A 14,257-nucleotide genomic window follows, 5' to 3' on the forward strand; every position below is an offset into this window, starting at 1 on the left:
CCTCACAGTCTCCTTGGCACAAAATCTGCTTGCCAAGCGCAGAAGGCAGGAAGATTCTCACTCTGGAGCATTTCCAAACAGGATTGACAGCAGCGACCTCCTTTGATCAACTGGTAAAAAATACAGAGCACCAGAGGTTACGATGACTGCACAGCCTGACATTGCGCGGGGGCGTCTCGATTCCGCCGCGTTGGCACAGAATTTCTCCGACCTCCACCCGGCCTTCGACAGGCATGAGGCGAAGATCGCCGCCGAGCGCTGCCTGTTCTGCTACGACGCGCCGTGCATCAAGGCCTGTCCCACGTCGATCGACATTCCGCTCTTCATCCGCGAGATCATGACGGGCAACACCGTCGGTGCGGCGCGTACCATCCTGAGCGCCAACATCATGGGCGGCATGTGCTCGCGCGTATGTCCCACCGAGACGCTTTGCGAGGAAGCCTGCGTCAAGGAGGTGTCGGAGGGCAGGGCGGTCGAGATCGGCAGCCTGCAGCGCTATGCGACTGACGAATTGTTCGCCAAGGGCAAGCAGTTGTTCACGCGCGGCACCCCTACCGGCAAGCGCGTCGCGGTGATCGGCGCCGGGCCGGCTGGCCTTGCCTGTGCCCACAGGCTCGCCACCCTCGGCCATGAGGTGGTGGTTTTCGAGGCCCGCGAGAAATCAGGCGGCCTCAACGAATACGGGATCGCCGCCTACAAGAGCACCGAGGATTTCGCGCAGGCCGAGGTCGATTACATCACAGCCATCGGCGGCATCGAGATCCGGCACGGCCAGCGTCTCGGGGAGGACGTCCATCTCGCCGATCTCACCAGGCAGTACGACGCGGTCTTCCTCGGCATGGGACTGGGCGACACCAATGTGCTCGGCCTCGATGAGGATATCGAGGGTGTGATCGATGCCGTCGACTACATCGCGGAACTGCGCCAGGCCGAGGATCTGGGGTCCCTGCCGGTGGGCCGGCGCATCGTGGTGATCGGCGGGGGCATGACGGCGATCGACATCGCATCGCAGACCAAGCGTTTGGGTGCGGAAAGCGTGACCATCGCCTATCGCCGCGGCCAACCGCAGATGAATGCTTCCGAATATGAGCAGGAGGTGGCGCAAACGGACGGCGTGCTGATCCGCCACTGGATGAAACCGTCCCGCCTCCATGCCGAAGGCGGCAGGCTTATCGCGGTCGAGTTGGAATATACGCGCGAGGAGGGCGGCAGGCTCGTCGGCACTGGCGAGAGGCTCAGCCTGGAATGCGACCAGTTGTTCACGGCCATCGGCCAGACCTTCCTGCCGAAGGAGGTGGATGGTGTGCCGCTGGCCCTCGAAAAGGGCCGCCTTGCCGTCGATGCCGAAAGGCGGACCTCGGTTCCGGGTATCTGGGCCGGCGGTGACTGTGTCGCCGGCGGACAGGACCTCACCGTCGCGGCGGTGGAGGACGGCAAGCAGGCGGCTCTGTCGATTGACCGAGCCTTGAAGGCGCAGGCCAAGGCAGCTTGAGGAGGACGAGAAATGGCTGATCTCACCACAACTTTCCTCGGCATCAAGTCGCCGAACCCGTTCTGGCTCGCCTCCGCGCCGCCTACCGACAAGGAGTACAACGTCGTCCGTGCTTTCCAGGCTGGCTGGGGCGGAGTTGTCTGGAAGACGCTCGGCGAACAGGGGCCGCCCGTCGTCAATGTGAACGGGCCTCGCTACGGCGCCTGGCACAGCCAGGACCGTCGCGTCATGGGCTTCAACAACATCGAACTGATCACGGACCGTCCGTTGGAAGTGAATCTGCGCGAGATGAAGCAGGTGAAGCGCGACTGGAAGGATCGTGCGTTGATCGCGTCGATCATGGTGCCCTGCGAGGAGCAGGCCTGGAAATCGATACTGCCGCTGGTCGAGGATACCGAGGCTGACGGCATCGAGCTCAATTTCGGCTGCCCCCACGGCATGTCAGAGCGCGGCATGGGCTCCGCGGTCGGCCAGGTCCCCGAATATGTCGAGATGGTCGCTCGCTGGTGCAAGCAGTATACCCGCATGCCGGTGATCGTGAAGCTGACGCCCAACATCACCGACGTGCGAAAGCCTGCCGAGGCGGCGAAGCGCGGCGGGGCGGATGCGGTTTCGCTGATCAACACCATCAACTCCATCGTATCGGTCGATATCGACAACATGCGGCCTTGGCCGAATACTGACGGGCTCGGCACCCATGGCGGCTATTGCGGCCCTGCCGTGAAGCCGATCGCGCTCTCCATGGTCTCTGAGATCGCTCGAGCCAACGCAACGCGCGGTCTGCCGATTTCCGGCATAGGCGGCATAGAGACCTGGCGCGATGCCGTGGAGTACATGGCGCTCGGCTGCGGAACGGTGCAGGTCTGCACCGCGGCCATGGTGTACGGCTTCAAGATCGTCCAGGAAATGATCTCGGGATTGTCCGACTGGATGGACGAGAAGGGCTACACCTCGGTGGATCAGTTCGTAGGCCTCGCCATACCCCGCGTCACCGACTGGCAGCACCTCAATCTCGACTATGTCGTCAAGGCGCACATCGATCAGGATGCCTGCATCAAGTGCGGGCGGTGCCACATTGCCTGCGAGGACACGTCGCACCAAGCCATCACGAACATGGTGGACGGCGTGCGCAAGTTCGAGGTGATCGAGGAGGAATGCGTCGGCTGCAACCTCTGCGCCGTGGTCTGCCCGATCGAGGATTGCATCACGCTTTCGCCCGTGACCTCCGGTGTCGACAAGCGTACCGGCAAGCCCGTGGGCGGGCATCGCACATGGATGGAGCATCCCAACAATCCCGCCGTACGGGCCAAGGTGGTCGAGCCTGCCGAGTGAAAGTGGCAGCGGATGCAATCCTGACACGTCTGGAGGAGGCCGCCGCCGCGCAGGGGCTCGCCTTGCGCGGCGCTTTCCATTGCGAGCACGGCGATGGCGTACCGGCCGGCCTCGCCGGTGCGTCGGTCGGGACCCTTGTCCTCCTCGGCTGGATCGGCGGCCGGCAATGGCCGTTCTTCTCACGTTCGCGGGAGGCCGCGGACGGCGCGCCCCATCCGCTCGACCGCTGGTCGAAGCGCGTGGTCGGCACCCTGGCCGAGGAATTCGACGCCAGCCCCTTCTATCCTTTCGGCGGTCCGCCCTATCTGCCCTTCCAGCGCTGGGCGGAACGGGGCGACGACGTCTTTGCTTCGCCGCTGGGCATCTACGTTCATCCGGATCATGGGCTTTGGCACAGCTATCGCGGGGCGCTTGGCTTCCGCGAGCGGCTTGAGTTGCCCGAGAGGCTCCCGCGCGCGCATCCGTGCGAAACCTGCGAGACGAAGCCCTGCCTGACCGCCTGTCCCGTTTCCGCCTTCAGGCCGGGCCATTACGATGTCGATCGCTGCGCCGCGCATGTGAAGTCGGTCAAGGGCGTGGCATGCTTCACCGGCGGGTGTCTCGCGCGCCGGGCGTGCTGGGTGGCGCCCGAACTGGCCTACGGTTCCGAAGAGGCCGGGTTCTACATGAGGGCATTCGTGGCCGCGCATTGAGGCCGAAGGGGGCTTCCCTTCGCCCGCGCCCATCGAAGATTCACATCGGTTTCACGCGGGCGTTCTAGTATTCATGCTGCCGCGAAAGACGCTCCGATCATATTCACCGAAATCATTTCCCTAGTTCAGGAAATTATTACGCCTTTTACTGCCTGTCGTCCTGGCTTCAGCTCGTCCTGGGCGAGATATTGTCGACGTGCCCCGCGTTGGAATCGTGCTTTCCGGCCGAACGGAAGAGACCTGAACAGGGGAGGCCCGAAATGGCGAGGACGAGGCGGGAGATCTACAGCCTTGGGGAAACCTGGAACGATACGGTCCTCTGGTATGCCAAGGCGATCAAGGAGCTTGGTCCGCGCCCTGTCACGCGCAAGGCTAGCTGGCGCTATCTCGCCGCCATGCATGATTTCGACCGCGATCAGTGGATCGATCTCGGCTATCTTGCCGCCGGCGAGGCGCTTCCGCCCCAGGCCGAGCAGGATGCCTACTGGAAGCAATGCCAGCACGGCTCCTGGTACTTCCTGCCCTGGCACCGCGCCTATCTCTCGTCTTTCGAGGACATCGTCGGCGCTGCCGTCAAGGCACTGGGCGGGCCCGATGACTGGGCGCTGCCCTACTGGAACTACAGTTCGCAGAGCAATCCAAGTGCGTTGAACGTGCCTCCGGCCTTCCTCGCGCGCACCATGCCCGACGGCTCCGCCAACCCGCTTTTCGTCACGGCCCGTTTCGGACGCACCCTGAACAGGGATTCGGTGCAACTCGATACCCAGCTTTCGGACGGCGACTTCGTCGGCATCGACGATGGTCCCGACGCCGGCGTCGGCGGCCCCCGGACGATCTTCATGGACCATGGCGACACCGAGGGCCTTATCGAAGCGCAGCCGCACGATATCGTGCACGGCCAGCTCGGCGGACGCGGCGGCCTGATGTCCTACACAACCCTGGCGGCCCTCGATCCGATCTTCTGGCTTCACCACGCCAATATCGACAGGCTCTGGGAGGTCTGGCTGAAGCGCGACCCCGCCAACAAGAATCCGGCTGAAGCCGATTGGCTGAACGGCCCCACCCGCAAACGGCGCTTCGCCATTTTCGGTCCCGATGAAAAGGACCGCGCCTCCAATCCGCAGGATGTTCTGTCGACGGAGAAGATGGGCTATATCTACGACGATACGTCTGATCCCCTGAAGGGGATCACAAGGCGCCGGCGCCGGTTGGAGGATTTCCTCGCGCACCGCCAGACGTTCACGATTGCCGAGGAGGGGAGGCCGCAAGCCATGCCCGCGGGTGGCAAGTTCGAATTGATGGGCTCCAACGACAAGAAGATCGCCCTCGGTCCCGAGACGGCCACGGCTCGCGTCAAGCTGGCGCCGCGCCCGCTGGAATCATTGACCGGGAGCTTCTCGTCCACAGCGCTGCGAGCCGACACTCCCGGCGAGCCGGATCGGGTCTTCCTCAGGCTCGAGAACATCAGCGGCAAGGACGGCTCGGGCATCTTCGACGTGTTTGTCCGCGGGCCGGACGGCGAGCACATGCCGGTGGGTTCGATATCCCTGTTCGGCCTAGAGCGCGCCTCCGCGCGCGGCGGCTCCCATGCCGGCACGGGCCTGACCAAGACACTGGAGATCACCAAGGCGGTCGACGCCCTGCACCTCAACAAGGCGGACCTGGACGAACTGGAAGTTTCGATCGTGCCGCGTTCGGACGTGCGCAAGGAGGACCAGATCAAGGTCGCCCAGATCACGCTCTACAGACAGTCGGGCGGATGATGCGGGCGCTTGCAATCTACCGTGGCTATGTAGCCGGACGCTTCTGGCCGCTGTTCCTCGTCAGCATGATGGGGTGGCTTGGCCTCCTGCTCCTCGACGCCACGGTCGACATTCCCGTGCTTTGCATGTCTGGCGCAAATGCGCTGTCGGACATGTCCTCGGTCTTGGCGGCCACCTTGTCGATCAACGGAACGGCGACCTTCGTGCTGTCCTCGCTTCTGATGATCGCGGCAATGATGGTTCCGCTCCTCGTCGCACCGATGATGCATGTCCGGGAGCGCAGTCTGGCGGAGCGCCGCATGCGGGCCGTGGCGCTCTTCCTCCTCGGCTATTCCCTGGCTTGGCTGCCCGCGCTCTGCCTCCTGCAGATCGCCGCCCTGGCGCTGCGAATAGCAAGCGGCAGCGAGACGGTTGCGCTGGTCCTGGCCCTTGGCCTTGCCCTTTGCTGGCAGCGCGCCGCCTGGCGGGCGAGCCTGCTGCGCCAATGTCACGCGCGGCGGGCGTTGCCCGCGTTCGGTCTTGCCGCCGACCTCGGCAGCTTCCGCTTCGGCCTCGCCATCGCGTTTCCCTGCATCGGGGTGTGCGGAGCCCTCATGCTGCTGCCTCTCGCCAGCCCCACGGCGCATCTGCCCGTGATGGGGGCAGTTTCCGTATTCCTGCTGCTGGAGCGCTATGGCTGAGACCGCCTCGCGGGTGTGGGAGTTCGGTTCATGCTGCTCCTGCTCAGGCTAGCACGCCCCGCAGGATCGTATCGGTCACGCTGCGCAGCGTTTCCCGGTAGAAGGCTTCGTCCGAGAGGTCCTGGCCTGTGAGCACTTTGATCTGGGCGGCGAAGTCGGCGTAATGCTGGGTGGTCGCCCAGATCATGAATAGCAGGTGGTGCGGGTCCACCGGCCGCAGCTTTCCCTCGGCCACCCAGCCGTTGATGATGGCGGACTTGCGCTTGACGGTGTCGGTGAGGTCGGTGGCCAGCACCTTCTTCAAATGGGGCGCGCCCTGCAGGATTTCGATGGCGAACAGGCGGGAGGCTTCGGGATAGCGACGGGAATATTCGAGCTTCTGCTCGATATAGGCGGCGAGGGCCACCGCAGGGTCTCGCGTGGCGTCCAGTTCCGACAATGGCGTGATCCACACATCCAGTGTTCGGGTCAGCACCGCCTCATAGAGCGCGTCCTTGCTCCTGAAGTAATAGAGGAGATTGGTCTTCGACATCCCCGCCGCTTCGGCGATCTGGTCGATTCGGGTGCCGCGCAACCCGTGTGTGGCGAAGGCGGAAAGGGCGCTGTCGAGGATCTTGTCGATGTTGGCCAGACCCAGCCTGGTCTTGTTCCGTTGCCTCTCGGCGCCTCCGTTTTCGGCCATCACGCTCTTCCGGATCCCCAGGGGCAAGGCGCGTTTGGGCGGAAGCGCGGCCTTGCACTAACTGGTTGTTTCGACGTGTCTTTGCGATTCCGCCAAATCGCAAGGACCATGAGCCTCGAACATTGCTCAGAAGCTGGGCGGTGTGCAAGCCGTTACGAGCTCGCAAGGTGTTTCGCCGATGTTGCGAAAGCGGTGGGGTTCCCGGCTGTCGAAATAATAAGCATCGCCGGGTTTGAGGACGGCCTTTTCCTCACCGACCGTCACCTCGAGCTCGCCCCGGATGACGATGCCGCATTCCTCGCCCTGGTGGTGCAGCATGACCTTTCCGGAATCGGCGCCGGGCTGGTAGCGCTCGGAGAGCATCTGCAGCGCCCGTCCCCGCAGGTCGGAGCCGACCTGCTTGTAGGAGATGCGTCCCCGGCCGATCTCCATCAGTTCGTCGCGGCGGTAGAAGACCTTGCGGCCCGGATTGGCTTCCAGCGCGAAGAACTCGGCGAGGCCGATCGGCAAGGCGTCGAGCACCCGCTTCAATGCACCGACGGACGGGTTCACCGCATTTGATTCCATCAGGGAGATCGTGGCGTTCGAGATACCGGCACGCTTGGCGAGCTGGCGCTGCGACAATCCGCGCGCCTCGCGCACGCGTCTCAACAACGAACCCAGGTCGACGTTCTGCATCGATGCCTCCTGACGTTGAGCCTGTTTAGAATGTTAAATATCCTGAACAATGCGGCCAATTCCACTTTCGCTTCAATGTATTCCATTTCTGGAAAAAAACGCCTGTTTTTTATTCAGGCAATATGGATAAAATGAGGAGACGACGCTTGGGCCTCGTTGCGAATGATCGTGCCGCAACAAAGAGTTGGCATAATATTCAGAAACAAGGCAAAGCTAGCGCAGCTTAATGAGCCGGGGTTCATTCATACCTTTCTACCCCGACTGCTTTCGGAGAAACACCCGATGAATGCCCCGACCCGCGTGACCAACAATCTTGAAGCTTTCTGGATGCCGTTTACGGCCAACAGACAGTTCAAGGCCAATCCGCGCATGTTCGTATCCGCCAAGGACATGCATTATACCACGACCGATGGTCGTTCGGTGCTGGACGGTACCGCGGGTTTGTGGTGTTGCAACGCGGGTCACGGCAGGCCCAAGATCGTCGAAGCCATTCAACAGCAGGCGGCGGAGCTCGATTACGCACCGGCTTTCCAGATGGGCCATCCCAAGGCTTTCGAACTGGCCTCCCGCCTGGTTCAGCTTACGCCTGCCGGCATGGATCACGTCTTCTTCGCCAATTCCGGGTCCGAGGCCGTCGACACGGCCTTGAAGACAGCTCTTGCCTACCATCGCGCCAAGGGGGAGGGCTCGCGCTTCCGCCTGATCGGCCGCGAGCGCGGCTATCACGGCGTCGGCTTCGGCGGCATTTCCGTGGGCGGCATCGTTTCCAATCGCAAGACCTTCGGCACGCTGCTCACCGGCGTCGATCACATCCGCCATACGCATGACCCGTCGCGGAACGCCTTCTCACGCGAGCAACCCGAATTCGGCGTCGAATATGCCGAGGACCTCGAGCGCGTGATCGCGCTGCACGACGCCTCCACCATCGCGGCCGTGATCGTCGAGCCCGTCGCCGGCTCCACGGGCGTGCTGATCCCGCCGAAGGGTTATCTCGAGCGCATCCGCGCCATCTGCGACAAGCACGGCATCCTGCTGATCTTTGACGAGGTCATCACGGGCTTCGGGCGCCTCGGGACGCCTTTCGCCGCCGATTACTTCGGCGTCACGCCCGACATCATGACCGTGGCGAAGGGCATCACGTCGGGCGTCATCCCGATGGGCGCCATGTTCGTGAAGAAGCACATCTACGACACCTTCATGCAGGGCCCCGATCATCTGATCGAGTTCTTCCACGGCTACACCTATTCGGCCAATCCGATCGCGTGCGCCGCGGCGCTCGGGACGCTCGATACCTACCAGGAAGAAGGGCTGCTCACGCGGGCCGCCGAACTCGCGCCCTATTGGGCCGATGCGATGCATTCGCTCAAGGACCTGCCTCACGTCATCGACGTCCGTAATCTCGGCCTGATCGGCGCCATCGAACTCGAGCCGATCCAGGGACAGCCGACCAAGCGTGCCTTCACTGCCTTCCTCAAGGCCTATGAGAAGGGGCTGCTCATCCGCACCACCGGCGATATCATCGCCCTGTCGCCGCCGCTGATCGTCTCCAAGGCGCAGATCGACGAGATCGTCACGACCCTCGGTGACGTCCTGAAGACGCTGGACTGAGACGTTGTCCCGGACGCTGCGCGGCCCGAAACGGTGCGGCGCAGATCCGGGACCGGTCGCTCATAAGGGCGCCTTTTCCGCCCGCGGTTCCGTACGCGATGCTTCATCCATGCCGCATCGCGTATGGGACGACCCCACAAAGAGGAAACCCCATGTCCCGCATCCACAATCTCATTGCCGGCAAGGCCGTCGAGGTCACCAGCGGACGCTTTGCACCCGTGTTCAATCCCGCCACCGGTGAACAGAGCGGCGAACTCGGCCTGTCTTCCGTGGCCGACGTCGATGTCGCCGTGCAGGCGGCGAAGAAGGCATTCCCCGCCTGGTCCGCCACGGCGCCGCTGAAGCGCGCCCGCTACATGTTCAAGTTCAAGGAATTGCTGGAAGCCAATGCCGACAAGGTCGCAAGGGCGATTTCGGCGGAGCATGGCAAGACCCATTCCGATGCCCTGGGCGAAGTTCAGCGCGGCCTCGAAGTGGTGGAGTTCGCCTGCGGCATTCCCCACCTGCTCGCGGGCGAGTTCAGCCGCAATGTCGGCCCGGCCATCGACACCTACAACGATCGCCAGCCGCTCGGGGTCGTCGCCGGCATTACGCCGTTCAACTTTCCGGCGATGGTGCCGCTGTGGATGTATCCGGTGGCGATCGCCGCCGGCAATACATTCGTGCTCAAGCCCTCGGAGCGCGATCCTTCCGCCGCACTGCTGGTCGCGGGCCTGCTGGTCGAAGCGGGTATTCCCGAAGGTGTCATCAATGTCGTCAACGGCGACAAGGTGGCGGTGGATGCGCTGCTGCACCACCCAGACGTAAAGGCCATCAGCTTCGTCGGCTCGACACCGATCGCCCAGTACATCTATTCCACCGCCGCCGCCAATGGAAAGCGCTGCCAGGCTCTCGGCGGGGCGAAGAACCATATGGTCGTCATGCCGGACGCCGACATGGAACAGGCCGCCGACGCCCTGGTATCGGCTGCCTACGGTTCCGCCGGCGAACGCTGCATGGCGATCTCGGTCGCCGTGCCGATCGGCGACAAGACCGCGGACGCCCTCGTGGATCGCCTGCTGCCTCGCATCCAGAAGCTGAAGATCGGCCCCGCCTCCGATCCGCAGGCCGAAATGGGACCGCTCGTCACCAGCCAGCACCAGCAGAAGGTGCTCGGTTATATCGATGCCGGCGTGAAGGAAGGCGCCGACCTCGTGGTCGACGGCCGCGGCCTCAAGCTCCAGGGCTATGAGAACGGCTATTTCGTCGGTCCCACCCTGTTCGACAGGGTTACCGAGAGCATGTCGATCTACAAGGAGGAGATCTTCGGGCCTGTGCTCTCCATGGTGCGCGCCGCCGATTACGGCCATGCCACCAAGCTGATCAACGAGCACGAATATGGCAACGGCACCGCCATCTTCACCCGCGACGGCGATGCCGCCCGCGCTTTCGCCGACAGTATCGAGGTTGGCATGGTCGGCATCAACGTGCCTCTGCCCGTGCCCGTCGCGTTCCATTCGTTCGGCGGTTGGAAACGGTCGATCTTCGGCGATCACTCGATCTACGGCATGGAAGGCGTGCGCTTCTACACCCGGCTGAAGACCGTCACCTCGCGCTGGCCGACGGGCATCCGCTCGGGAGTCAATCTGAACTTCCCAAGCGTGAACTGAGATCGCACGTCAGGCGCCCTGGGGCCGGCAAGGCCCCGGGGGCGCCTGGCGTCTCATGTGGAGACGGCCTTCCAGATGATTTCGGCCAGGGCCCGGCAGTCCTGCTCGGTTTCCACCCAGACGACGAAGGTCGACATCTCCGATTCCCAGTGGCAGCGCTTTGCGAGATCCGGGTTCGCCGCCTCGACGGCCTTCCCCAATTCCTCCTCCCAGCCATAGCCATCGAGATCTTCGCCGTTGGGGGCTTCGCCGGCATCGAGCGATATCTCCCAGGCCGTGTCGATCGCCTGCCCCTGATAGGCGGTGCCCGTCAGGGCCGTGATCACGAGCGGCGACCAGCCGTCGATTTCGACTTCGCCATCGGCTTTCAGCATTTGCGTCAGGTTTTCCGGGGAGGACCAGGCTGGCAGGCTGGCGGTCATGAGCGAACTCCTGGGGACGATTCCGAATGCGGCCGACCCTATCAACAGCCGGCCGAATGCAGAAGCAACTCGTGCGGGTGCATCGAGTTCGCAAGCGACTGCCGATTTTTTGTCCACGCGGTCAATATTTCGGCGGGATAGCCACGCTGACGCATTTCATTTTCCCAGGAAGGGTGGTTCAATTCGCCGATTGAAAGCGTTCCAACCGGGGCGTCTGATCGATAAGATAAGATAGAAGAAGCATCGGCCGGGTGGCACGATCATTGCTGGAGCGTCACTGCCGAGGCGATGTGATCTGCACCGCCGAAGCGCCAGTCAAGGGTGGAGCGGCGCGCCGTAACTGCCCGAGCGTACCAGAGGCGAAGAAGGCATGCAGGTTGACGGCAAGGATCGAAACGGAAGTTCGGTGGAGAGCCGGGCTGCACCGGGTAAGCCCGTGATTTCGGTCGAGGATCTGTCGCTGACCTTCGATACCGGGGACGGCCCCGTCTATGCGCTTTCCAAGGTCGACCTCACCGTCAACGAGGGGGATTTCGTTTCCTTCATCGGCCCATCCGGCTGTGGCAAGACAACGCTGCTGCGCGTGATCGCCGACCTGGAACGCCAGACTTCGGGCTCGATCCAGGTCTATGGCCGCACGCCTGAGCAAGCGCGCCTCGAACGCCATTACGGCTATGTCTTCCAAGCTCCGGCTCTCTATCCCTGGCGCACCATCGAGCGTAACGTGATGCTGCCTCTCGAGGTGATGGGCTTCCCCGTCGCGGAGCGCAGGGAGCGCGCCCAGCGCAATCTCGAACTCGTCAACCTGAAGGGCTTCGAGCACAAGTTTCCCTGGCAGCTTTCCGGCGGCATGCAGCAGCGCGCCTCCATCGCCCGTGCGCTTTCCTTCGATCCCAAGCTGATGCTGATGGACGAGCCCTTCGGGGCGCTGGACGAAATCGTCCGCGACAAGCTCAACGACCAGCTCCTGAACCTCTGGCGCACCACGGAAAAGACGGTGGTCTTCGTCACCCATTCCATTCCGGAAGCAGTCTATCTTTCCACCAAGATCGTAGTGATGTCGCCGCGACCGGGCCGTATCATCGACATCATCGATTGCAACTTCCCGCGCGATCGAACGCTCGACATCCGCGAGACGCCGGAATTCCTCGAGGTGGCGCACCGCGTGCGCGACGGGTTGAGGGCTGGGCATTCCTATGACGACTGAGGCCTTGCCCCTTCGCACTGCACCCTCGCTGTGGAGCCGGCTGATGGCCGGCAAGACCGGACCGGTGACGGTGGTGGTGCTGGCGATCTTCGCCGTCTGGTACCTGGCCTGCCTGCCCATGAACGCCGATGCGCTGCAGCGCGCCATGCCGGATGCGGCGAACCACTCCCTGCTGGAGCGCTTCCTCGCCTCGATCAACCTGCCTGACGGCAAGCTCGCGGCGCCCCACCAGATCATCGTGGCGATGTTCCAGGGCATCTTCCTCGAGCCTCCCCTGGGACGGCGCAGCCTCGTCTACCATGCGCTCATCACGCTGTCCTCGGCGCTGTCGGGCTTCGTTCTCGGCGCCGTGCTCGGCATCGTACTGGCCGTGCTGATCGTGCACTACCGCTCGATGAACAAGAGCCTGATGCCCTGGGTGATCATCTCGCAGACCATCCCGATCCTCGCTCTCGTGCCGCTCCTCAACGCCATTCTCGGCAAGCTCGGCCTGCCGATCATCGTGCCCAAGGCGCTGATCGCCACCTATCTGTGCTTCTTCCCTGTCACCGTCGGCATGGTGAAGGGGCTGACCTCGCCCGACGTGATGCAGCTCGACCTGATGCGCACCTACGATGCCTCCAAATGGCAGACCTTCTGGAAGCTGCGCTGGCCGGCGGCGACGCCCTTCCTGTTCGCGAGCCTGAAGATTGCTATCGCGGGCTGCATCGTCGGCGCCATCGTGGCCGAGATGCCGACGGGCGCCCAGGGCGGCCTCGGCTCTCGCCTGCTGGCCGGCTACCAATACAATAATTTGCGCCTGGTGCTCTGGGCCGCGCTCTTCACGGCGGCACTGCTTTCGGCTGTCCTGATCAGCATCATCGCGCTCATCGAGCGGCGCACGATGGTCGCGATGGGTGTGCGGGGAGGGCAGGAATGACGGCTTTCCAATCGCGCGGCTGGCTCGTGGCCGGTCTCCTCGTCGCCGTCAGCGCCCTGCTGGCGACAGGGGACGGCAGTGCCCCGGTTCCCGTCGCCCTCGTCGGCGTGGTCTATCTCGCGGCGGCGCTCTTCCTGGCTGCCGGTGCCTTGGGGCGCCGTAGCGGACCATGGCTCGCGGCGCTGCTAGTCGTGCTCGTGCTGGCAGCGGGGGCGCTGACCGTGGTTGCCCATGCCCCGGGTGTGGCCGGCGTCGCCGGCTGGGGCTTCTGGCTGAAGGCGCTCGGCCTGTGGCTGGCAGCGTGGATGATGGTCGATACAGTCGCCAACGGCGGCGGCTGGAACAAGTCCTCGCGCTGGCTGGATCTCGCGCCCCCGGTCCTGTTCGGCCTCACGCTCCTCATCCTGTGGGAGTGGATCGTCCTCGGTTTCGGCATTCCCGCCATCAACCTGCTGGCACCGTCGGCCATCGGCGTGGCGCTCGGGCAATATGCCGACACGCTGGCGCGGGATTTCGTCTGGACCTTCCTGCACGAGGCGCTGCTCGGCTGGTTGCTGGGATCGGGAGCAGGCTTTCTCGTGGCCCTTGTGGCGGACCGCATTCCCTTCCTGCGGCGGGGATTGCTGCCGCTCGGAAACGTGGTTTCCGCCCTGCCCATCGTCGGCATCGCGCCGATCATGATCTGGTGGTTCACCTATGACTGGCCGTCAAAGACGGCTGTGGTGATCGCCATGACCTTCTTTCCGATGCTGGTCAACACCGTGGCTGGCCTTGCCGCCAGCGGCAATCTGGAAAAGGACCTGATGCGCTCCTATGGCGCCAGCTATTGGTCGACGTTGACGCGTCTTCGTCTTCCCGCTGCCATGCCTTTCATCTTCAATGGCCTGAAGATCAATTCGACCCTGGCGATGATCGGTGCGATCGTGGCTGAATATCTGGACGGGCCGACCATCGGCATGGGCTTTCGCATCAACACCCAGGCGGCATTGTCGCAGACCGACATCGTCTGGGCGGAGATCGCCGTCGCCATGGTGGCGGGCTCGATCTTCTATGGCATCATCGCGCTCGTCGAACGGGCCGTGACGTTTTGGCATCCCTCTTACCGGCGCGCATGACGCAGGACGAGGACAACA

Annotated in this window: 13 protein-coding genes; 10 read left to right on the forward strand and 3 right to left on the reverse strand. The window is 63.6% G+C overall.

What is annotated here, in order from left to right; genetic code table 11:
* Positions 1-142 precede the first annotated feature (142 nt).
* The 5 genes from AC6H34_RS18815 to AC6H34_RS18835 all read left to right on the forward strand — a co-directional run bounded on the left by AC6H34_RS18815 (position 143) and on the right by AC6H34_RS18835 (position 5,959).
* Complete coding sequence (locus AC6H34_RS18815; protein WP_497539723.1) at positions 143-1,492, forward strand: NAD(P)-dependent oxidoreductase; 1,350 nt, start codon at positions 143-145, stop codon at positions 1,490-1,492.
* Between the two features lie 12 nt (positions 1,493-1,504).
* Complete coding sequence (gene preA / locus AC6H34_RS18820; RefSeq protein ID WP_448148390.1) at positions 1,505-2,824, forward strand: NAD-dependent dihydropyrimidine dehydrogenase subunit PreA; 1,320 nt, start codon at positions 1,505-1,507, stop codon at positions 2,822-2,824.
* 2 nt (positions 2,825-2,826) lie between these two features.
* Positions 2,827-3,516, forward strand: coding sequence for a hypothetical protein (locus tag AC6H34_RS18825; protein WP_497539724.1), 690 nt, complete (start codon positions 2,827-2,829; stop codon positions 3,514-3,516).
* Positions 3,517-3,776: 260 nt separating this feature from the next.
* Positions 3,777-5,279 (forward strand): tyrosinase family protein, encoded by a 1,503-nt coding sequence (locus tag AC6H34_RS18830; RefSeq protein ID WP_497539725.1) that lies wholly within the window; start codon positions 3,777-3,779, stop codon positions 5,277-5,279.
* On the forward strand, positions 5,276-5,959 hold the full coding sequence (locus tag AC6H34_RS18835) for a copper chaperone (RefSeq protein ID WP_497539726.1): 684 nt from the start codon (positions 5,276-5,278) through the stop codon (positions 5,957-5,959). The genes AC6H34_RS18830 and AC6H34_RS18835 overlap by 4 nt, the downstream gene beginning before the upstream one ends.
* A gap of 43 nt (positions 5,960-6,002) precedes the next feature.
* Here AC6H34_RS18835 and rutR read toward each other — a convergent pair whose 3' ends face one another.
* Both rutR and AC6H34_RS18845 read right to left on the reverse strand, forming a co-directional pair.
* Complete coding sequence (gene rutR / locus AC6H34_RS18840) at positions 6,003-6,641, reverse strand: HTH-type transcriptional regulator RutR (protein WP_497539727.1); 639 nt, start codon at positions 6,639-6,641, stop codon at positions 6,003-6,005.
* Between the two features lie 126 nt (positions 6,642-6,767).
* Positions 6,768-7,319 (reverse strand): cupin domain-containing protein, encoded by a 552-nt coding sequence (locus AC6H34_RS18845; protein WP_448148385.1) that lies wholly within the window; start codon positions 7,317-7,319, stop codon positions 6,768-6,770.
* 282 nt (positions 7,320-7,601) lie between these two features.
* Between AC6H34_RS18845 and aptA the strand changes: the two genes are divergently transcribed.
* The gene (gene aptA, locus AC6H34_RS18850) at positions 7,602-8,927 is read left to right on the forward strand and encodes an omega-aminotransferase AptA (protein ID WP_497539728.1); all 1,326 of its coding nucleotides are present in this window, start codon (positions 7,602-7,604) and stop codon (positions 8,925-8,927) included.
* Positions 8,928-9,079: 152 nt separating this feature from the next.
* Complete coding sequence (locus AC6H34_RS18855; protein WP_497539729.1) at positions 9,080-10,576, forward strand: CoA-acylating methylmalonate-semialdehyde dehydrogenase; 1,497 nt, start codon at positions 9,080-9,082, stop codon at positions 10,574-10,576.
* A gap of 53 nt (positions 10,577-10,629) precedes the next feature.
* On the opposite strand, the gene AC6H34_RS18860 is transcribed toward AC6H34_RS18855, so the two are convergent.
* Positions 10,630-10,998, reverse strand: coding sequence for a hypothetical protein (locus AC6H34_RS18860; RefSeq protein WP_497539730.1), 369 nt, complete (start codon positions 10,996-10,998; stop codon positions 10,630-10,632).
* A 370-nt stretch (positions 10,999-11,368) separates the two neighbouring features.
* Here AC6H34_RS18860 and AC6H34_RS18865 point away from each other — a divergent pair, with 370 nt between their 5' ends.
* The 3 genes from AC6H34_RS18865 to AC6H34_RS18875 are packed head-to-tail and all read left to right on the forward strand — an operon-like array spanning position 11,369 to position 14,239.
* The gene (locus tag AC6H34_RS18865; RefSeq protein WP_497539731.1) at positions 11,369-12,205 is read left to right on the forward strand and encodes an ABC transporter ATP-binding protein; all 837 of its coding nucleotides are present in this window, start codon (positions 11,369-11,371) and stop codon (positions 12,203-12,205) included.
* 43 nt (positions 12,206-12,248) lie between these two features.
* On the forward strand, positions 12,249-13,124 hold the full coding sequence (locus tag AC6H34_RS18870) for an ABC transporter permease (RefSeq protein ID WP_448148380.1): 876 nt from the start codon (positions 12,249-12,251) through the stop codon (positions 13,122-13,124).
* A complete protein-coding gene (locus tag AC6H34_RS18875) occupies positions 13,121-14,239 on the forward strand; it encodes an ABC transporter permease (protein ID WP_497539732.1) in 1,119 nt (372 codons plus the stop codon). The genes AC6H34_RS18870 and AC6H34_RS18875 overlap by 4 nt, the downstream gene beginning before the upstream one ends.
* Positions 14,240-14,257: the final 18 nt, after the last annotated feature.

This window comes from Labrys sp. ALF-8 (genome assembly GCF_059699065.1).